This window comes from Pedobacter sp. SYSU D00535, assembly GCF_017355855.1.
In the GTDB taxonomy this organism is placed as follows: Bacteria; Bacteroidota; Bacteroidia; order Sphingobacteriales; family Sphingobacteriaceae; genus Desertivirga.
Map to the genome: position 1 here is coordinate 315,744 of NZ_JAFEWD010000004.1, position 19,993 is coordinate 335,736.

At 45.5% G+C, this 19,993-nt stretch carries 17 protein-coding genes; 9 read left to right on the plus strand and 8 right to left on the minus strand.

All coding sequences use genetic code 11. The features are described 5' to 3' along the window. The first annotated feature begins 31 nt into the window (after positions 1–31). Positions 32–2,842, plus strand: a complete 2,811-nt coding sequence (locus J4N23_RS11955) for an FAD-binding and (Fe-S)-binding domain-containing protein (RefSeq protein WP_207427549.1) — start codon at positions 32–34, stop codon at positions 2,840–2,842. Between the two features lie 60 nt (positions 2,843–2,902). Further along, positions 2,903–3,604, plus strand: coding sequence for a RibD family protein (locus tag J4N23_RS11960; RefSeq protein WP_207427550.1), 702 nt, complete (start codon positions 2,903–2,905; stop codon positions 3,602–3,604). 78 nt (positions 3,605–3,682) lie between these two features. On the opposite strand, the gene J4N23_RS11965 is transcribed toward J4N23_RS11960, so the two are convergent. Beyond that, positions 3,683–3,937 (minus strand): hypothetical protein, encoded by a 255-nt coding sequence (locus tag J4N23_RS11965; protein ID WP_207427551.1) that lies wholly within the window; start codon positions 3,935–3,937, stop codon positions 3,683–3,685. A 438-nt stretch (positions 3,938–4,375) separates the two neighbouring features. On the opposite strand from J4N23_RS11965, the gene J4N23_RS11970 reads away from it, so the two are divergent. Next, positions 4,376–5,365 carry a formylglycine-generating enzyme family protein gene (locus J4N23_RS11970; protein WP_242689200.1) on the plus strand — a complete coding sequence of 330 codons (990 nt, stop codon included), beginning with the start codon at positions 4,376–4,378 and terminating at the stop codon, positions 5,363–5,365. A gap of 13 nt (positions 5,366–5,378) precedes the next feature. Here J4N23_RS11970 and J4N23_RS11975 read toward each other — a convergent pair whose 3' ends face one another. After that, positions 5,379–7,049, minus strand: a complete 1,671-nt coding sequence (locus J4N23_RS11975) for a glycosyltransferase family 39 protein (RefSeq protein WP_207427555.1) — start codon at positions 7,047–7,049, stop codon at positions 5,379–5,381. Positions 7,050–7,411: 362 nt separating this feature from the next. Between J4N23_RS11975 and J4N23_RS11980 the strand changes: the two genes are divergently transcribed. From J4N23_RS11980 to J4N23_RS12005, 6 genes are all read left to right on the plus strand, one after another. Then, complete coding sequence (locus J4N23_RS11980) at positions 7,412–8,863, plus strand: circularly permuted type 2 ATP-grasp protein (RefSeq protein WP_207427556.1); 1,452 nt, start codon at positions 7,412–7,414, stop codon at positions 8,861–8,863. A gap of 16 nt (positions 8,864–8,879) precedes the next feature. Continuing rightward, complete coding sequence (locus J4N23_RS11985) at positions 8,880–9,812, plus strand: alpha-E domain-containing protein (RefSeq protein WP_207427557.1); 933 nt, start codon at positions 8,880–8,882, stop codon at positions 9,810–9,812. Positions 9,813–9,826: 14 nt separating this feature from the next. After that, positions 9,827–10,795, plus strand: coding sequence for a transglutaminase family protein (locus J4N23_RS11990; protein ID WP_207427558.1), 969 nt, complete (start codon positions 9,827–9,829; stop codon positions 10,793–10,795). A 53-nt stretch (positions 10,796–10,848) separates the two neighbouring features. Further along, positions 10,849–11,577, plus strand: coding sequence for a peptidase (locus J4N23_RS11995; RefSeq protein ID WP_207427559.1), 729 nt, complete (start codon positions 10,849–10,851; stop codon positions 11,575–11,577). An 8-nt stretch (positions 11,578–11,585) separates the two neighbouring features. After that, entirely contained in the window at positions 11,586–12,431 is an 846-nt protein-coding gene (locus tag J4N23_RS12000; RefSeq protein WP_207427560.1) for a transglutaminase family protein, read from the plus strand. Between the two features lie 73 nt (positions 12,432–12,504). Beyond that, a complete protein-coding gene (locus tag J4N23_RS12005) occupies positions 12,505–13,251 on the plus strand; it encodes a DNA-formamidopyrimidine glycosylase family protein (RefSeq protein WP_207427561.1) in 747 nt (248 codons plus the stop codon). A gap of 277 nt (positions 13,252–13,528) precedes the next feature. Here J4N23_RS12005 and J4N23_RS12010 read toward each other — a convergent pair whose 3' ends face one another. The 6 genes from J4N23_RS12010 to J4N23_RS12035 form a co-directional block, all read right to left on the minus strand. Further along, complete coding sequence (locus J4N23_RS12010; RefSeq protein WP_242689201.1) at positions 13,529–14,653, minus strand: hypothetical protein; 1,125 nt, start codon at positions 14,651–14,653, stop codon at positions 13,529–13,531. 10 nt (positions 14,654–14,663) lie between these two features. After that, on the minus strand, positions 14,664–16,325 hold the full coding sequence (locus J4N23_RS12015; RefSeq protein WP_207427565.1) for an FAD-dependent oxidoreductase: 1,662 nt from the start codon (positions 16,323–16,325) through the stop codon (positions 14,664–14,666). Further along, positions 16,303–17,811, minus strand: a complete 1,509-nt coding sequence (locus J4N23_RS12020) for a polyamine aminopropyltransferase (RefSeq protein WP_207427566.1) — start codon at positions 17,809–17,811, stop codon at positions 16,303–16,305. The genes J4N23_RS12015 and J4N23_RS12020 overlap by 23 nt, the downstream gene beginning before the upstream one ends. Before the next feature lie 5 nt (positions 17,812–17,816). After that, positions 17,817–18,098 carry a DUF350 domain-containing protein gene (locus tag J4N23_RS12025; RefSeq protein ID WP_242689202.1) on the minus strand — a complete coding sequence of 94 codons (282 nt, stop codon included), beginning with the start codon at positions 18,096–18,098 and terminating at the stop codon, positions 17,817–17,819. Between the two features lie 126 nt (positions 18,099–18,224). Beyond that, the gene (locus tag J4N23_RS12030) at positions 18,225–19,574 is read right to left on the minus strand and encodes a DUF4178 domain-containing protein (RefSeq protein ID WP_207427567.1); all 1,350 of its coding nucleotides are present in this window, start codon (positions 19,572–19,574) and stop codon (positions 18,225–18,227) included. Position 19,575: 1 nt separating this feature from the next. After that, positions 19,576–19,929 (minus strand): S-adenosylmethionine decarboxylase family protein, encoded by a 354-nt coding sequence (locus J4N23_RS12035; RefSeq protein WP_207427569.1) that lies wholly within the window; start codon positions 19,927–19,929, stop codon positions 19,576–19,578. Positions 19,930–19,993: the final 64 nt, after the last annotated feature.

Below are 19,993 nucleotides of genomic sequence, written 5' to 3' on the forward strand. Positions count from 1 at the left end.
TAGACTGCTCTTAATTCCCAAATGTTATCCCATGCTAATTGGTAAACTTTTAACATCAATTCTTCCGGAAGAAAGAATTAAAGCCCGCTTAATAGATCTTATTGCCTACGCTGCTGATGCAGGTTTCTATCATTTGCAGCCTCAGGCAGTGGTGCAGCCGGTCAGTGAGGAAGAAATAGTAGCTCTCTTCGAATTTTCGAGAGCACACAAGTTGCCGCTTACCTTCCGAACGGCTGGGACTAGCCTTTCCGGTCAATCGGTAACAGATGGAATCTTGGTCGACCTCAGTCAGTACTGGAACCGGGTAAAAATTGAAGAGCAGGGGCAGCAGGTGCGGGTCCAGCCGGGTGTGACAGGCGCGATGGTGAATGCGCAGTTGCGTAAGTATCAGCGCAAAATCGGACCTGATCCGGCAAGCATCAATTCTGCAATGATGGGCGGTATTTTATCGAACAATGCCAGCGGCATGTGCTGTGGCGTGAGCAAGAACTCTTATCACACTACAAAATATATTCGATTCATCCTCCCTGATGGGCAATCCTATTCGACCGAGCGCCCTGAAGATTACGCAAGATTCAGCGACGAAGTGCCGGAAATAGCCAACCGGCTCTTATCCTTACGCACTGAAATACTCGCAAACGAAAAGCTTCATGAATTAATCAGGAAAAAGTATAAGACCAAGAATACAGTTGGTTACTCGGTTAATGCTTTTATTGATTTCGAACATCCTCTTGATATCCTTGCCCATTTGCTGATTGGAGCAGAAGGAACCCTGGGCTTTATAGCAGAGGCGGTGTTGAGTACTGTTCCCGACTATCCCAATAAATCTACTTCGCTGCTGTTTTTTAAAGACATTTATGCCGCCTGCCAGGCGATAGTGCCGTTGACAGCCTCAGGAGCGGAAGCGGTGGAGTTAATGGATCGGGCTTCTTTAAGATCAATTGAGCATATGGCTGGTGTGCCGGAGGTAATAAAATCGCTGCCGGAGACAGCCTCAGCCCTGCTTGTCGAGTACCAGGCTGAATCTACTGATGATCTTCAATTGAAAGTAGCGGCTTTTAAAGCGCTCGAATCCCAGATATCGTTACTTTATCCGGCAGAATTTACAACCGACCCTGCTCGGCAAGCCCTACTCTGGAAAGTAAGAAAAGGAATGTTTCCGGCTGTTGGCGCCGTAAGAAAGAGCGGGACTACCGTCATCCTGGAAGATGTGGCGTTCCCTGTTGCTCAGCTTGGCGATGCTATTCTTGATCTGCAGGTATTGTTCAGGAAGTTCGAGTATTCAAATGCAATCATCTTTGGTCATGCTAAGGACGGAAACATTCATTTCGTAGTTACACAAGCATTTGATACACAAGAGGAAGTAGAAAGGTACGATCGCTTTTTACGGGAGGTGGTGACACTGGTAGTAGAAAAGCATGGCGGAACGCTAAAGGCCGAACATGGAACAGGCCGAAATATGGCCCCTTTTGTAGAGACAGAATGGGGACCGGAAATCTACGGGATTATGAAAGCGTTGAAAGAGGTAGTGGATCCGGCAAACTTGCTAAATCCCGGCGTTATTATTAATGCAGATAAACAAGCGCACATCAAAAATTTAAAAGACTTGCCTCTGGTGGAAGAGGAAGTCGACAAATGTATGGAGTGTGGCTTCTGCGAACACCGTTGTCCAAGTAAAGATATTACACTTACTCCCCGCCGCCGCATCGTCGTTCGCAGGGCAATTTTGAAATTAAAACGTCAGGGCGACCGGAAGAAATACAAGGAACTCCTGCATCAATATCAATATGATGGTCTGGACACTTGTGCAGTGGACGGCCTTTGTGCAACAGCTTGTCCGGTAGACATCAACACCGGCAACCTCGTGAAGCGCCTGCGAAAGGAGAATCATAGTGAATTTGCCAATTCCTTAGCCCTGCTGGTAGCTAAAAACTTTGGGGCCGTGGCGGCTACAGTAAAGGCAGGTATTGGCGCAGGCTTAAGCTTGAATAATATTTTAGGCGATCAATCCCTGCTTCGGTTAACCCGCGGCATGAAACGCCTGGTACCGGCAACGCCCCTATGGTCTGATCAAATTAAGGTGAGTCCGCCGGTAGCTGAGCGCCGTACTTTAACTGATGCAGGAGTAGTCTATTTTCCTACCTGTATTTCCCGTGTAATGGGAGGTTCGGCTGACAGGAAAAAGAGTGTTGTAGAGACCTTTATTAGTATCTCAGAAAAAACCGGTACCGAGTTTCGTATTCCTTCAGACATTGATAGTACCTGCTGCGGGCAGATCTTTTCTTCGAAGGGTTTTAGTAAGGCTTACGCCTACACTGCAAATGCTACAATTGAAAAATTGTGGAAGTGGACAGATGAGGGAAGCCTGCCCGTAGTGTTGGATATCACCTCCTGTACGCAAACTTTGCAGAACTGTCGTAATGTTCTTTCGGAGGCGAATAAGGAAAAGTACGATAATTTAAAGATCATCGATAGTGTCGAATACATTCTTGATTTTCTTCTACCTCGTGCTGTGATAAAAACTAAAAAGGAAAAAGTGGTGTTGCATCCGGTATGCTCATTAACAAAGATGGGGCTGGAGAGCAAGTTTCAGCAGATCGCATTGCAACTGGCAAAGGAAGTGAAGATTCCACTTCATGCTGGCTGCTGTGGAATGGCCGGCGACCGGGGATTCTTATTTCCGGAGCTAACAGATTCGGCAACGAGGCCTGAAGCTACGGAAGTAAAGCAGGAAAGCTATGACGGCTACTACTCCAGCTCCAAAACTTGCGAGATCGCGATGTCAGAAGCGGTAGGTAAAAATTATGAATCAATCATGTACTTGCTGGATGAGTGCATTTAAACGAGGTTCTATTCAAACTTTTATTATGGGCCCATTGCCAATGTTTAACTTTTTTAACTTATGAAGCCATTCGTTATTTGCCATATGCTTGGATCGGTTGACGGTCGTATCAAGCAGGATATCTGGGGATTTAAGGACCACCATAAATACTTTGAAGAAACTGCCGCAAAAATAGAGGCGGACGCCTGGTTGGTGGGCCGGGTAACAATGCAGGAATTTTCGAGCAAAGAGGAGCACGATCTAAGCCTTTTTCCGAATGTTATTGCGAAGGAGGATTTTGTAGCAGACCAGCCTGCAAAAGTTTATGCAGTAGTCATAGATCCGTCTGGCAAATGCTTTTGGGATACCAATATGGTGTCTACCGAGCATGTAATTGAGGTGCTTACGGAGCAGGTGTCTTCAGCTTACCTGGAGCATCTGCACAGTAAGAACGTTTCTTATATTTTCGGAGGCGAGAAGGAACTCGATTTAGATCTGGTTCTGCAGAAATTGTATCAGCTGTTTGGGATTAAAGTAGTTCGGATTGATGGAGGAGGTCATGTAAACGGGTCGTTTTTAAATGCTGGTTTGATTGACGAGTTTAGCCTTGTTTTAGCACCAGTGGCTGATGGAACAATTGGGTCGCCTACTGTTTTTGAAGCAGTAGAGGGATATGAAAACCGTAAGGCGACACAGTTCAAAATTAAATCGGCCGATAGGATATATGACGACTTTTTGTGGATTCGCTATAAAGTGTTGAAGGATCTGGAAGTGGCTAGATAACATGGATTGTGTCCAATGACTTGCTGGGATTTTAGGGATTCCGTAGAGCATTAACCCTACGGAATTTGCTGTCTTTATCTAAGGCAGCTGTTTAGGTAACAGAAAGGTAGTTTCCTTATCCTCCGACAAGATGTCAAAAAGGATATCCTCGGTCCTGTGTGGAAGGCGCCTGTTGATGCATTGCTTTATCTTGCGCTCAATCTCCAACGAGCCCCTTTCAAAGTCATCATCGTTCAACTTCACAACAATGTGATTCATAAACGAAGAAAATTCAACATCAATGCACTCTTCCTCTCTTAGCAAATCGACAACTGTAGATTTTAATGTTTTCATGGCGAAGGTATTAGTATTTTATACGTGCTTAAGTATTTATACGTGCTCGGCCAAAAGTGTGCCACTGGAATTTGAGAAATAATGCCTGAAAAGCGATAGAACACAGCTTTTTATCTTATTTGCACTGAGTCTCTGAATTTTTATTAATACGCTAATAAGCCGCCAATGAGTAAGGGAATTTTTAAGGAAAATTTAACGCCTCACAGGGGAGCAGCGCTTCAGTCGCATCTTTACAAAGTGCTGTAAAACGGATAGTTTGTTGAGCTAAGCTTCCAATTCCCTAATTTAACCTTCTGAATGTCATACCCAGTCTTCAGTTCGCTGAACGAAGTATAAAAAAACAAGGATTTAGGGAAACTGAGAAGGACTGGAATTTATAGTATCATGAGGACAAAAAACAGTTTACTCAGGCTTTTAGTATTTTTTTCGGCATCACTGATGTTGTCTTTTGGATCATCAGTGACAAACGGACAGGAAAAACAATCAGGCTCTACTGAGAACCCGGGAATGGTGTGGATTGCCGGGGGAGAGTTTGAGCAGGGGGGCGATAATGAGCAGGCTGCAGCAGATGAGTTTCCAAAACATAAGGTAAAAGTGCGAGGTTTTTGGATGGATGCGACGGAGGTCACTAACGCTCAATTCGCAGCCTTTGTTAGGGCTACTGGCTACGTCACCACAGCCGAACGGAAGCCCGACTGGGAGGAGCTCAAGAAGCAGCTGCCTGCAGGGACACCAAAGCCGGATGAAAGCGTCTTAGTGCCTTCTTCTCTGGTATTTGAAGCGCCGGATGGAGCGGTGGGATTGAGCGACTATTCGCAGTGGTGGGAGTGGAAGGAGGGCGCAAACTGGAGACATCCGGGAGGGCCGGGGACAGATATCGTGGGGAAGGAGGATTTTCCGGTAGTGCATGTTTCCTGGCTGGATGCCCAAGCCTATGCAAAATGGGCGGGCAAGCGTTTACCAACTGAAGCCGAATGGGAATACGCAGCCAGGGGCGGGCTAAAAAACAATGTTTATCCCTGGGGAAATGAACCTGCAAGTTCGGGAACTCCCAAAGCAAACTTCTGGCAAGGAGACTTTCCCCATAAGAACACCCTTCTCGATAAGTTTTATACTTCGGCTCCTGTAAAATCTTTTCCTGCTAACAGATACGGACTGTATGATATGGGCGGAAACGTATGGGAATGGTGTGCGGACCTCTATCATAATGCCTATTACGAGCAGGTAAAAAGCGGTGCTGACAACCCAAGCGGCCCCGCTACGAGTTTTGACCCTGATGAACCCGATGCTTTGAAGCGGGTTATGCGGGGAGGTTCTTTCTTATGCAATGATTCATACTGTTCCGGCTATCGGGTTGCCAGAAGAATGAAAAGCACTGAAGACAGTAGCATGGAACATGTGGGCTTTAGATGCGTGCGGGATAAGTAAATCAGTATTGGGATTACCTTGTCTCATACAAATAAGCATTTATATTTTCACGAGTCTGGAAGGTGTCAATTCTTTTTCCTAAAAAACTAAGCTTTGAGGGAAGGCTCTCGAGGTGTTCGGGATGCTGGTAATACCAGTTGAATTGCCGGATATCATCACCCAAGTTAAAGCTGGGGTAGTTCATATACACAAACCAAATCCGCTTATACTGCTTCAAGCTGTTGAGCTCCTGTTTTAGCTTTGCATGATATTCATTCAGCGACTTTGACGAGCGCCGGAAATCGCCTCCCACCATAGCTTTAAAATCGAGATGATATGCTTGCCGGTAGTAATAGTAAGGCCATTTGCTGTTCCAGTAAATGTAAACCAGATCGCCGTTGCGGACATGCTTTTGGATATAGGTATACATCTCCCGCTGTTCCCAGTTTTTGTAGCCACCCAGCAAGTCCTTCCTGATTGTTTGAACAACGCTATTGCCTATCGCGCCCGAAATAACAAGTGCCGGCAAGATGTAAAAGAGTAGGGGTCGCTGCGTTGCCTGTAGTAGTTTTTGAGAAGCAGCAAGACAGCCAGTCACAATCAGAATAATTAACAGAGGGGAAAGGTAGACCGTAAGCCGTTCAAAGAATGGGTAAACCTCTAGTGCAGAAGCTAGTAAGTGAAGGGTGATGGGAAGCACAACAATGAAGAATTGTGTCGCGTTCTTCTTGTATAATTTATACGCTCCGTAAAACATCAAGGCCACCGGAATGAGCGCCATGCGAAGGATGACCTGCCCTGCCGTGGAACGTGCTTGGCCGGGGAACCAGCTTAAGCCCAATGGATAGTCCATTAAAGTGAAAGGCCTTTTCACATACCACATCAGGTCTGTAAGAGAAAGTGGCGGAAAGGGCATAAAGCTATTACGTTCTCTAAACCATTCCACCAGCCATGCAGAGTCATCATAGTCTTTTAGAAAGAAGACGTAGTTTACAATCAGAGAAACTAGCCAGATCCCGAAAGGAATTAGCAAAAGCGAAAAGGTTTTCCAGGACCTGTTTTTCAGATGAATAAATACTACGGTCGCCGCTATTCCCCCTAATACAAAGATAGAGGAGAAGGAGAACCAGAGTAGCAGCGCTCCAAAAATTCCCCAAAGCACTAACCATTTGATTTCAAGCCTGGCCTGGAAAAAGATATAGCCGTTTACTGCAAGTAGGGAAGCCAGTAGCTCTGTACTGTATTGTTTGGCTTCTACCGTGTGATAGACCAGTACGGGAGAGAAACAGATCGCCGCAAGAGCTAATGCGACTCCTGCCGGAGAGGGGATGAAATGTCTTAAGGTGGGCAAGGCTGCTACAAGGCTGATAAGTCCGCATAATAGAGGAAAGGCACGCAAGGCCATCTCTCCTGGACCAAAAAGTACTACAAAGAGTTTGGTGGCCCAAAGAAATCCCAGGGGCGCTTTTTGTTCGCTATCCAAGGGACCCGAGGCTAACTCCAGGAAGTCGAGGTGAAGGAAGCTTGTTGACAAATACACCTCATCAATCCAAAGGGAACGGTTGTAAAAGTAGTGAATAAGTCGCAGCAGGATACCCAGGCTGATGATCAAAATAATCAATGGTTTTAACGTTGCGATGCTTTGCCTTCTAGGTGGCAAGGCGGTAAGAGCTGGTTGAGGCTCCGGATATAGGTAGGTTAACATGAGAGAGTTGTTTAGATGCAGGGGAACCAGATCTAGCCCCAATATTTCGTCGGGACAGATCTATTCTCACACATTCTCTTAAACATTAAAGATGGAAAGTTGTTTAGGATGTGCCCGTCTTTTTTAATAATTGCTTATTTGATATTTCTGGAGGGTGAGTGGAGTTTGTGTTAGTTTGATATTTTTTTGACCTTTTTATTAGTTGTTTCTTGTCTTTTTTTTGTGTTATTCTCAAAGTGATCCTTTTTTCCGGTATTTTCTTAATTATTTACAATTAATCTGCTTATTCAGCAATAAAATTGGTAATTTACGACTGTATTTGTTGTTGAGTTCAATGCGTTTGCGGTATATATAATATGGGTATGGCTGAAGTTTCCGATTTTTTAGAAAAGTATGTGCCTGATCTCGGGGTTTGGGACGAGATGTTGTGCGAGAAGAAACAAATTCGCTCTTCTTATGCCAACGTGATAAATTACCTGGTGAAGGAAGCGGAAGACCTAAACAAAAAGGAAGAGCTGGCTAAAAGATTATTCATGAGTCAGGGGATTACCTTCACGGTATACGACAGCGGAGAAGGAATTGAAAAAATATTTCCTTTTGATATGATCCCCCGGATTATTACAGCTACCGAGTGGGACTTTATCGAAAGGGGAATCAAGCAGCGCTTGAAGGCGCTGAATCTGTTTCTGAAGGATGTTTATCATAACCGGTTTATATTGGATGATGGAGTTATTCCGAGGGAAATGATCTATTCCTGTCCCCACTACATCCGCGAAATGTACCAGCTGCCAGTCCCGAAGGATATTTATGTACATATAGCAGGAATTGATCTCATTAGAGACCATGATGGCACTTTTTACGTGCTTGAGGACAATCTTCGTACTCCTTCCGGGGTGAGCTACATGCTGGAGAACAGGGAAATTACTAAACGTCTTTTTCCAGACTTGCTTCCTCAATGTAGGGTGAGAAGTGTTACGGAATATCCGGAAATCTTATATAAAAATTTGGTGGCTCTCTCTCCCCGGCAGATCAGTAATCCCACCGTTATCCTTTTAAGTCCGGGTATTTATAATTCGGCTTATTTCGAACATACCACCCTCGCTCGTTTGATGGGTGTCGAGTTGGTAGAAGGCAGGGATCTCGTGATGGATAATCATAAAGTGTACATGAAAACAACCAAGGGCTTGCAGCAGGTGGATGTTATTTATCGGCGCGTGGATGATGAATATCTGGACCCTCTGGTGTTTAATCCAGGAAGTGTACTGGGAGTAGCGGGCATCATGAGCGCCTATCGTCAGGGAAATGTAGCGATCGTAAATGCTGTGGGTAATGGGGTGGCTGACGACAAGGCAATCTACAGCTACGTACCGGAGATGATCCGGTATTATCTGAATGAAGAACCTTTGCTGAAAAATGTACCTACTTACAAGCTTGAAAACGCGGACGAGCGAGAGTACGTTTTCAAAAATATCGATACCATGGTGGTTAAGAAAACCAATGGGAGTGGAGGCTACGGAATGTTGATGGGGCAGTCGGCCACCCAGCAGGAAATAGAGGAATACAAACTTGAGATCTTGAAGGATCCACGCCAGTTTATTGCCCAGCCTACCATCAATCTATCTGCTGCACCCTGTTACTTCAATGGTAAGTTAAACCCGCGAAGAATAGACCTTCGTCCCTTCGCTTTATGCGGGCCGGACGGTATTACCATAGTTCCGGGAGGATTAACACGTGTAGCCTTAAAGGAAGGATCACTCGTGGTGAATAGTTCTCAGGGAGGTGGGAGTAAAGACACCTGGGTTTTGGCAGAATAAAAATTAAAACAAGCGAATGTTAAGCAGAGTAGCAGCAAATTTATACTGGCTGAGCAGGTACATGGAGCGCAGCGACGGAGTACTGCGTATGTTGAAGATCAACTACGCATCTTCGCAGGATGCTTTAACTGAATTTTCATGGGCATCTGTGATAAATATTTATTCAAATATCAGCGAAGATCGCTTAAAGCAAATAGAATACAAGGGACGTCAGGTTCTTGACTACATGCTGTTTCAAAAAGATAACCCTTGTTCAATACTCAGCCTGATCTCAATGGCCAGGGAGAATGCAAGGAGTGTCCAGGATCATATTACCAACGACCTTTGGCAATGCCTCAATGAATATTATTTGCTGATGCGGGATCCTGCATTAATTCGATCTTTGAAGAAAGACGATCCCATTTCTGTGCTCGACCTGCTGATTAAACAGATCATGCTCTACTATGGTACGGCAGAGGTGACGATGGCAAGAGGCGAAAGCAGGAGCTTTATGAGTATCGGGAAGTACTTGGAAAGGAGTATTCAATCGGCCGATTTGCTTCATGTAAAGTTTGGTTCGTTGGACCATAACCCTGATTTGCTTACAAACGCCAGTTATTGGAAACATTTATTGCAATCATTGGGAGGCTATGAGCTTTACCTGAAAACGTTCAGGCAGGGGTTCGAGGTGGAAAATATCCTGGATCAGGTGGTATTAAATGTTGATTTCCCGAGGTCAGTAATCTATTCCATCAACAACATCAGCAAGCACTTCGAGAAGCTGAAAAGCGATCATTACATTAATGATAACAGGGAGCTTTCGTTCATGATCGGTCGGTTGCAAAGCCGTATTAAATACAGTTCTGTTAGTTCAATCAGCGCCGAGGGCCTGGGATTTTTGTCGTCGGTGAAGAACGAGCTATATCAAATCGGCAATGCCTTTCATAAAAATTATTTCTCTCATGCCTAATATACACCTTTGCGATGCCTGAATTTACAATCAAACATATTACCAGTTATCTGTATAGGGGAGAGGTGTACGATAGCGCAAACCAGATAATTCTTTATCCGATAAGTGATGAGTACCAGGAAGTCCAAAGTCAGGAGCTGCTAATTACCGGAAACCCTCAAATTGCTCATCATACAGATTATTACGGAAATAAGATCGGCACCTTCACCGTACGAGAGCCGCACACCTATCTTGAGATTCTTTCAAGATTGAAGGTAGTTACAAGAGCGCGTCCCATTCCCGAAGACACAATATTTGCCGGAGAGCAGTGGACGGAACTGGAAAAGCTCCAGAAGAGGATGCCCTACGTCGACTTTCTGAATATTGAGCATTTCAGTTTCTCTGATGAAATTGCTGCCATTATCAAGACAGAACGGGTGCAAACTCCTTTCAAAACCGCGCTTCATTTTTGCAGGTATGTGTATGAGAATTTTGAATATATCCCGGGTATTACCAACGTAGAAACGCAACCAGACGAAATTTGGAAGCTGAAGGCAGGGGTATGTCAGGATTTTGCCCATATGTTGTTGGTGATGCTTCGACACATCCGTATTCCGTCCCGATATGTTAGCGGTTATATCTGCCCCAATAAAAATGGGATGAGGGGTGAAGGGGCTACTCATGCCTGGGTGGAAAGCTTCATACCCGGTTATGGCTGGATGGGGCTTGATCCTACCAACAACTGCATTGTGAACGACACCCATGTCCGTCTTGCCGTCGGCAGAAATTTTACAGACTGCTCGCCTGTAAAAGGAGTGTACCGGGGTAACCCGGAGCATCAGCTGAAGGTGAATGTCACTGTATCCTACCAGGGCGATGAGCCTGAGGCTAACGAGTACTTTGTCGTTCTCAAGCCCGAGCCCGTCAACCTTATTGTTAAAAATAGCTTCGCTCTGCATCAGGAGCTTATGGAGCAGCAACAACAACAACAGCAGCAACAATAGTGGCTAAACAACGTAACAGTCTCTTTAAAGAAGTATCTTAGCCAATATTTGAGATGACGTACTGTTTAGCCATAAAAGTGAAAGAGGGACTGGTTGCTATTGCGGATACCAGAATTACTTCGGGTACCGATACCACGTCAAAGAAGAAAATCTACCTGGAACAGAGAGACCACCATTCTCTTTTTGTAATGACCAGCGGATTGCGCTCCGTAAGAGATAAAGCCGTCATATATTTCAAAGAGTTGCTGGATGACGGTTTGGAATTTAACAAGCTTTATAAGGCAGTAAACGCGTTTGGTCAGCAGATACGCCGTGTAGCGGATGAGGACAAGCAATCACTGGAGAAGGCAGGTTTGAAGTTTAACCTGACGTCTATCATTGGAGGGCAGCTGAAAGACGATGAAGAGCACAAGTTGTTCCTCCTGTATCCCGAAGGTAACTGGGTAGAGCTGGATGAAGGAGCCCCTTTTATCATCATTGGAAACTCCGGCCATGGAAAGCCAATATTGAATCGCACACTCGATAGTGACTCAAGCATGGAACTGGCACTGAAAACCGGTTTCCTATCCTTTGACTCCACCAGGGCAAGCGCTAATGACGTGGACTTTCCGATTGATGTGGTGCTCTATCGTAAGAATTCTTTTGCAATGGTGGAACACAGGTACGAGAAGAATGATTTGGAAAACGTTTCCTGCCTCTGGGCAAAGGAACTTAAAGCGGCCCTGCAACGCATTCCTGAAGACTGGATGGAAACTGTCTTTAAAAAATTGCCCGAGAAATAATTCTTAATATGTTATTTAACGTCTCATCTACCCTTGAATATACCGTCAACACTGAAGGGTGCTTTCTATTAAACATTCATGCACTCAAAACCGGATCGCAACGGGTTATCGAAGAGAGCTTCAGGGTGGAACCTGATGTGTCGAAACAGGAATTAGTGTCACCGGGAGGAGAGAATCGCTTTATGCGGTTGGATGTACACCGAAAGACGGAGTTACAAGTTTCTTACAACGCTCTGGTCGACACTTCCTATAGAAAAATTCCGGCTCATCTCCTGGATGATACTCCCTTGTCGCAGTTCCCGGCTTCCGTTCTCATGTACATCAACCCAAGCAGGTATTGCCAGTCAGATCGCCTATTGCGCTTTGCTCAGAATAACTTCGGGATGATCAATCATGGATTTGAAAAAGTGCTGGCCATTTGTAAATGGATTAACAATAATATCAATTATATCAGCGGGTCTACAAATGCTCAGACTTCCGCATATGATACCATTACTGAGCAGGCCGGCGTTTGCCGCGATTTTGCACACCTGGGCATCGCCTTGTGCAGAGCATCTACCATCCCGGCCAGGTATTTTACTGGCTATGCGTATCAGCTGAAACCGGCTGATTTTCATGCCTGCTTCGAGGCTTACCTGGGTGGCGAATGGATTGTATTCGATCCGACGGGCTTGGCACCATTGAACGGTTTGGTCAAGATTGCGACCAGCAAAGACGCTGCAGATGCTTCTGTGGCTACACTTTTCGGTGATGTAAATTGGAAAAGTGTTTCGGTAAAATGTGAGTGCCTGGATGAGAATTTTGTTCCCCTCATGTACGGGGAAGGGACCGATTACGGCATCTCGTTTGGGTAGTCGTCTCTCGCTGATTACAAATTTTCATAGCTGCTTGTGAAAACACACCTCTCAAAACCTTGGTTTCTTTGGAATGCCTGAAGGACCACAAATCGTTTATTTAAAAGAGCAGACCAACCAGTTCATCGGTCAGGAACTGATATCCATTGAGGGAAGTGTCATTGCTAGTAATGAAAAGAACTTAGCCGGCCAGAGCCTGATCGATATTAAGACGTTTGGGAAGGAAATTCTGTTCTGTTTTACAAGGGTAACAATACGGGTTCACTTAATGCTATTTGGCCGGTATGCCATTGATGGAGAAATGAATCGGAAGCTCACTTTGGAACTTGAGTTTGAAAATGGTCGTATCAACTTTTATGCAAGCAGCTGCCGTTTGATAGAGGCACCGGTGGAAACGATTTATGACTGGAGTGTGGACGTAATGAGTGCCTCTTTCGACGAGCGAAGAGCCGTGATAAAGCTACAAGGGAAACCACAGCAATTTATTTGTGATGCCCTTCTCGATCAGAATATCCTTGCAGGAGTCGGAAATAAGATCAAAAACGAAGTTTTATTCAGAAGGCAAGTGCACCCTTTAAGTAAGGTGAAAGACGTTCCGGAGGCTAAACTAAGGGAACTGGTAAAGGAGTGTGTGACGGTTAGCAAGCAGTACTTCCAGTGGAAAAGAGACGCGCTCGACGAAGAAAAATGGCTAGTTTATAAAAAGACGACCTGTCCACGCGACGGAGTTCTGCTTGTAGTTGAAAAGTTAGGTAGATCCAAAAGATCCTGCTATTTCTGCGAGCAGTGCCAGCAGCTGTACGACGACCAGAACGCGTAACTTCTTGAACAACCCCCGCAAGCAGCCACTGGGCGTCCTCGGCGGACGTGAAAAATTGAGTTACAACATTTCCCTGCATCATATTCAATGCTTTTTGTGCTGAAATATAGTTAAACATTACGGATGAAAAGATCCAGGCGAAGTATTGCAGTCCTGCGGCTTCCATCATCGGAAACCAGGTTCCGGCTACCCACTCTGATGCATCTGAACCTTCTGTAATATGACTATTGTCGTTTAGTACGAGAGTAGCCTTGTTTTTCTGCAGCAGAAGCCTCCTTTAACTCACCTTCTCCTTCATTCTCCAAATAAACCCATCCAGAACGTAATGCGTAAATTGAGGCAGGGCTAACAGTGGAACCAGCAGGGAAAGTAGTTCCAGGTTGGCCACCTGTGGCAGGCGATTGAATAGCCCGAACAGGGCAGCATGTTCTCTCCACACTAGTCCGTCCCATAAAGCCTCCTCCAGATAGGCAAGCAAAAATAGGATGGAAACAAAAGCAGGCAGCCCAAATTTTCCAAATGTTAGTTCCTGGATCTTCCCTTTCTTATGCTCCGACCTGCGAAATTTGTCCTTTTCGAAAGTCCAAATGAGGGCCATGTAGGGAATACCATGAGATAGGACATTCAGTGTTGTGAAGGCCATATCTCCGTTGAAATGAACGATGCCAAAGTACCAGGAGAGGGTTGTGCCGGCAATAACAAGATTTTTTGGGAGATTGAAAGGCTTCTCACTCCCTCTGCCTGCTAGCTCTTTGATCGCATAAAGCGCAAGAATAACCAGATACAGTGCGGCCGCTACCTCCCTTAACATCCGGGATTCAAAGAATAAAAAGTCTCCTTCCACAAACCAGTTGAAGTTTCTGTCGGGATTTAGATGCCAGAAGAGGATAGGATAGAGGGTGCAGGTGTAGATGGATATGGTATCGATAGTCGCACTCAGCTTTGACTTTTTTTCAAATCTCGCGTACAGGCGCATAATGCCATATTGTTGTCGGATAAAATGAAAAACAGCCAGGTACGCAAGTGATCTCCAGAAGAGCAAGGGGCTGATGCTGTATAAGATAACGCCAATGATATAGCAAAAAACGGGGACGGAGACCAGTAGCGATCGTCTTTCATTGAATGCTGAAGGATTAAAATAGGTGCGATAAAGGGTGCTGTAAACATGGGCGACATCCACAAACACAATCAGCAGCAACCAGTAGATAAAAGGCATTTCATCCGATGTTTTGAATTGCTGCGGAAAGAAGGCTACCAGGATGAGCGCTAAGAAGGGCGGTAAGAGGATAAAGGCGGAATCGAAAAGGGGAGACTGGATCCAGGGACTTCTCACTTTTGTTCCGTTAATCTCAACCGGTTTTTCGATTTCCCGGCTAGGAACTTTTTGATCTATCACTTCCATGGTCATAAATTTAGCTTTCCAATAGTTGTTTTGCCGCTTTGATCCCCTGGTGGAAAGCTTCCTCAAAAATGGAAATGCCGCTCAGATCTGAGTGGGCGAAGAAAATCTTGTTACCGATCGGCGCACTTCCAGCTTCTCTGTTTCCTCCCCAGATATAATCGACGGTGGGGCTGATCATCCCGTGCCCCCACAACCAGACCTCCATTTGCTCGATCATCTCCGTAATGTTCGGATGCATGTACTCCAGTTCGGGGATGATCATGTCCAGCCATTGCTCGTAAGACCGCGAGTAGGCTGCTAGCCGGGATACTTGCGGTTGATAATCGCAAAGGGGCAGATAATAGGTAAGAACCTTCTTGTTTTCATTCGTCTGCAGGTGCTGCTGATTGGCGTTCACGTATCCGACAGAAGGCGTGTTATAGGCTACATTATCCCAGGAAAGCCCGGCTCCTTTGGTGCTTCCCATCCCATTTACAGTAATAGTAGCCGTCACCCAAGGGGCATAGCTGAGGGAGTCGTAATGGAAGTTGGGTCGCTCAAATTGCCTTAGAAGTCGCTTCGTTACATACTGCGGAGTGGTAAGGATTACTTTGTCGGCAATAACTGCACTTACTTTATCCGTTTCCGGATCAAGTACCAGAACCTGCATCTTTCCGTTTGCTGTCTCGCTTATTTCATAGGCAAGAGAGGAGCCGCGAATGTGTTCTTTCACAGAAGAAGCGAGGCGTTCCACCAGCCAGCCATTTCCTTCCGGCCAGGTAAGCACGCTGTTTTCTTCCGCATTTGCGGCTATGCCTTTCCGCCCCGCAAAGTAGTGAAGGCCAGCCCAGGCCGACACGGCCTGCAGCTTCTGTCCAAAGTCGTCTTTGCAACAGTATTCGAGGTACCAAAGCAGATAAGGAGAAGTGTAGCCTTTGTCCTTTAGGTAGGATTGGAAGCTGATTTTGTCCAACTGCCGGAATTCCGAATCAGCTGAGCTATTATCAAGAGGGACGTCGAAAGCATACTTCCCGTCTGTCCCTTTGGCCTTTTTCAATTCTTCCACCAGAGCCAGGAAAGACCGTATCTGTTTTTTGTCGTTTTCCGGCACCCCAAAATCGGGTACTAATCCTTCCTGCCACTGTCCGTTGATCAGCAAGCGCTCTTCAGGATCGAAGACTAGAAAGTAGGGGTTGTAGAAGGGTAAGTTGTTTTCGAAATGACTGATGACCTTATGCTCATGAAGGAACTCGATCAGCTCCTTGTCGTGCAAGTTAGCAGTAGTAATGTAGTGAGCGCCAAGAGGAAAACTGCTTGTCGCATTTTTGCCAGATCTCGAGTTGCCACCCACTTCCTGTTCAACTTCAAGCAACTCGAATTGCTTATATCCGTTCTTCTTGAGCCATCTGGCGGCAGACAGGCCGGCAATTCCCCCGCCTATAATCAAGGTCTCAACGCTATGGGAATGAGAAGGAGGGGCAATAGGACTTTTATCGCGAAGAAGATGGCCCGCTTTAGCATTGGGGCCTTTGATTTCCCCTTTTATATCTTTATAAGCACTTTTCGGATGGAGTTTGCGCAGACATCCCTGCAGAAAAATGCCACTGCTAAGCAACGACGCCCGAAGCAAAAAGCCCCGGCGGTTTATATTTTTTAAAAGGTCTTGTTTCTTAGAGTACTGCGCCCCACTCATCTTCAAAATACTTTACTAGCACTTGGTTGTTCAGCTTGTTTACTTCGGTTTCCACTTTGGTCATATCGCCGGGAAAGTAAAACATCTGATCTAAGCTCTCTTTGCTTACAAACTTCAAGCCTGCCGGAAACTGAACCGGCTTTTTGTAGTGTTGCCTTTGCATGGCCATAATATACCCCCATTCGCCGAAGGAAGGCACGTAGTTATGGTAGGGAACCGTATGGAAGCCTACAGACTCCAGAGTTTTGTTCACAGTCCAGAAGGAGCGCGGCGCCACATAGGGGGAAGTAGACTGCACCACCATGATGCCGTTTTCAGCCAACAGTCCTTTAATCTCTGAATAGAAGGAATTGGTATACAGTTTACCAACCGAGTAGTTCGATGGATCCGGGAAGTCGATGACGATGAAGTCAAATTTTTTCTGTTGATTCCGGACCCAGGTGAAAGCATCGGCATTTACAACTTTCACTTTTGGAGATAGCAGCGACCCTTTGTTCAGCTCCACCAGCATGTTGTTTTTTTGGAAGAGCGAGGTCATGCCTGCATCCAGGTCCACCAGGGTAATGGATTGAATCTGCGGATATTTTAGGATCTCTCTGACCGCCAAACCATCGCCTCCTCCCATTACCAGCACATTCTTTGCCTCTGGTAAAGCCGTTAATCCCGGATGGACGAGAGCCTCGTGGTAGCGGTACTCATCGTCAGAGCTGAATTGCAGATTGCCGTTTAGGAAAAGCCGCAACACCTTACCTCTTTTTGTCAGGATGATCCGCTGATAGGAAGTGCTTTTAGAATAGATGATGGTATCGTTGTAGCTCATGCTCTCCGAGAAGCTCGTGATTGTTTCGGAGTAGACAAAGCCGACCAATAAACCGAATATGCTGATTATAGAAGCCGAGCGGAGATACCCAGCGGCTGGAATCTCCCTTTTGAAGTTGACGCATACGAATAGTGCAACCGCGACATTCAAAATGCCGAACAAGTAAGATGTCTTGACGAGGCCCAGGTAGGGAATCAGCACCAGGGGAAAGATAAGTGAAGCTAAAAGCGCTCCGATGTAATCGAATGTAAATACCTTCGAAACCAGGTCTTTGAATTCAAACCTGTCTTGCAGGATTCGCATCAGCAGGGGAATTTCCAGTCCTACCAGAATCCCCGTCAGGGACACTAAACCATAAAGCAGTATCCGAAACGATGCAATGTGTTCAAATAGCAGAAACAGCAGGGTGGAACTCGTTCCTCCGATAATTCCGACCAGTATCTCAATCTGAATGAACCAGGAGAGGATATTTTTATCGAAGTATTTTGACAGCCAGGAACCTATCCCCATGGAGAACAAGTAAACCCCGATAATCGTGGAAAATTGGGTGACGGAATCGCCCAGCAGATAGCTCGCTAAGGTACCTGCAATGAGTTCGTAAATCAAACCGCAGGTAGCCACCACAAAAACCGAAATCAGGAGCAGCGCAGGGAGTCGTTTATCCATGTTTTCTATCCGTGGATCGCTGAGCTGATGATGATCGCGACAGCAATCATGAAAGCCGCACAAACAATGGCAAGCGCTATGTTATGCTTGTCAATGATCTCTTTCCAAAGATTCTCCGGAGTAATTTTTTCTATTATCCAAAAAGCGATCAGTAAGATCAGGATTCCTAGTCCGGAGTAAACAATCGATGCAACGATGTACTTGTAATTAATTAATTCTTGAAGGCTCATGCTTATGTTATTTATGATAAAAGCGCGCTCCCGAGCCAGAATGACTGCGGTTGCCATTATATTCTGTGTTTCTTTCCGCTTTGTCTTCCCAGTAAGTGACCCCGTTGAGGGTGGCATAGAAAAAATACCCGATAACCAGGATCGCGAAGGCAATATATATTCTTAAAGGTCTTATTTGCATTACTAATCGTTGTCAAAAGGTGAATAGTCGCTGTTCATCCATCTTTTCTTTTCGTAGCTATTCATCCGGTAGTAGTTATAAATTGGATAAAGTACCAGGACAAAAATGGTTAGCAAGATATTGCGCCACAGGGTAATGTTTGATCTTACAGTAATATGCAAACTTGTCTGAAATGGATCGCCTGAAGCAGAATATACATTGAGGTGGTATTTTCCTCTGGGGATTTCTGAAAGGATGATCGACTCCTGTCTTGACCCCTCGCTCCATGATTCACCTCCTTCATACCCATGATAGTATTCTACGCCCTTGGTGACTTCCCAGGTCTCATTGGTGGTTTCGTTTACCAGTACTACCGTTGTTTCCAGCCAATTATTATCCACGTTCGATCCCACTTCAATTTCAAGTGCGGAGCTATGGTCCGGCTGTTCAAAGCTGGAAGTAACGAAAGGCTTAAATTCGTAGGTTCCCATGTTCCAGGTTATGGAACCGGAGGAATCTGTAGTGGCAGGCCCTTTGTCGAAGACAATGTTATAATCAGAGTTAACCAGCTCTCTCTCCGGTTTGAAGATGGTAATAATCCAATGAATGATCAGCATCAGCACAATTCCGAGCATAGTCAGTCTTGCTAACGTGTCGAATTTGATATAATGAGGAGAAGGCTGCGTCGCGCCGACACCGTCCTTTTCCGGGAAAAATACCGGATCGATTTTGAAAGCATCTGCTATCACCTCAGGTTTAATATACTCCCCCAAAAAATATTCGGCCTTACTTTTTCCCGATGCCCCGTTTGCTTTGCTGATGATATGCGGTGGGGCAATGTACTCGTATGTTTTCGGTTGATCAGCCAGTACATCCCAATCTAGCTCGCCGATGAGAGCGAGTGTAGTGGGTGTATATTTGTTGAAGATTCTATAGTCGGTGCCACGAAAGGTCGCTTCCGTAGTCGTGCTTGACACGTTTTCCAGATCCGGCTCCCAATTCTTGCCCACGATAAAGTTCCAGTGTCCGTTAAACTCTGCAAGGCTGGCGTGACCCTTATCATAGTTGTACAGCAGGTACTCTTTCCAGCGATAAACGGTGTTTTTTTCCTTCTTCTCCAGGTAAGCAATCACTTTAAAGGGAAATCCCATTAACACGCCTTCGGCTCCCAGGGGTAATATCGGTTTTTCTGCAATCGGCTGAAGCTGTTTCTGAACCGTGGCCGTATTCCGGTTGAAACGAAGGAACGATTTACAATTGGGGCAAGCACAGTATTCGCTGCCCTCCGGATCGTGCAATTTGATACTAGTTGCACATTTCGGGCAATCGGCAAACTCCGGTGTTGGAAACGAAAGCAGGTTTACTGTTGCCATCTTACCGCACTAATTCTGTTTTCTGCTTTTCACGGCCCGCAAAAAATGAAAGTACTTCAGCATAAATTTGCCGTACCTTCTCCGAATTGTCTTTCTGATAGTTCGAGAGAAACACATCAAAGGTGGCTAGCTTGAATTCTGGCCAGGTGTGAATGGATAGGTGAGACTCAGTTAAGCAAACAACGCCTGTGAACCCTCCGCCATCAAAGTTGTGGTAAACCTCGCCCACCTTTGCCAGGTTGAAGTTTTGAATCAAGGAGTCAAACAACTGCCTGCAATGCTCGGAAGAGTAAAGTAGCTCGTTCTTCTCTGAGAAAAATTCAGCAATGATATGTAAGCCGGGATTGTATTCCATTTTTGTGATAAGGAATCTCAAAAATAAAAATATTTGGAAAATTTATATCGGAGGTAACGATAAA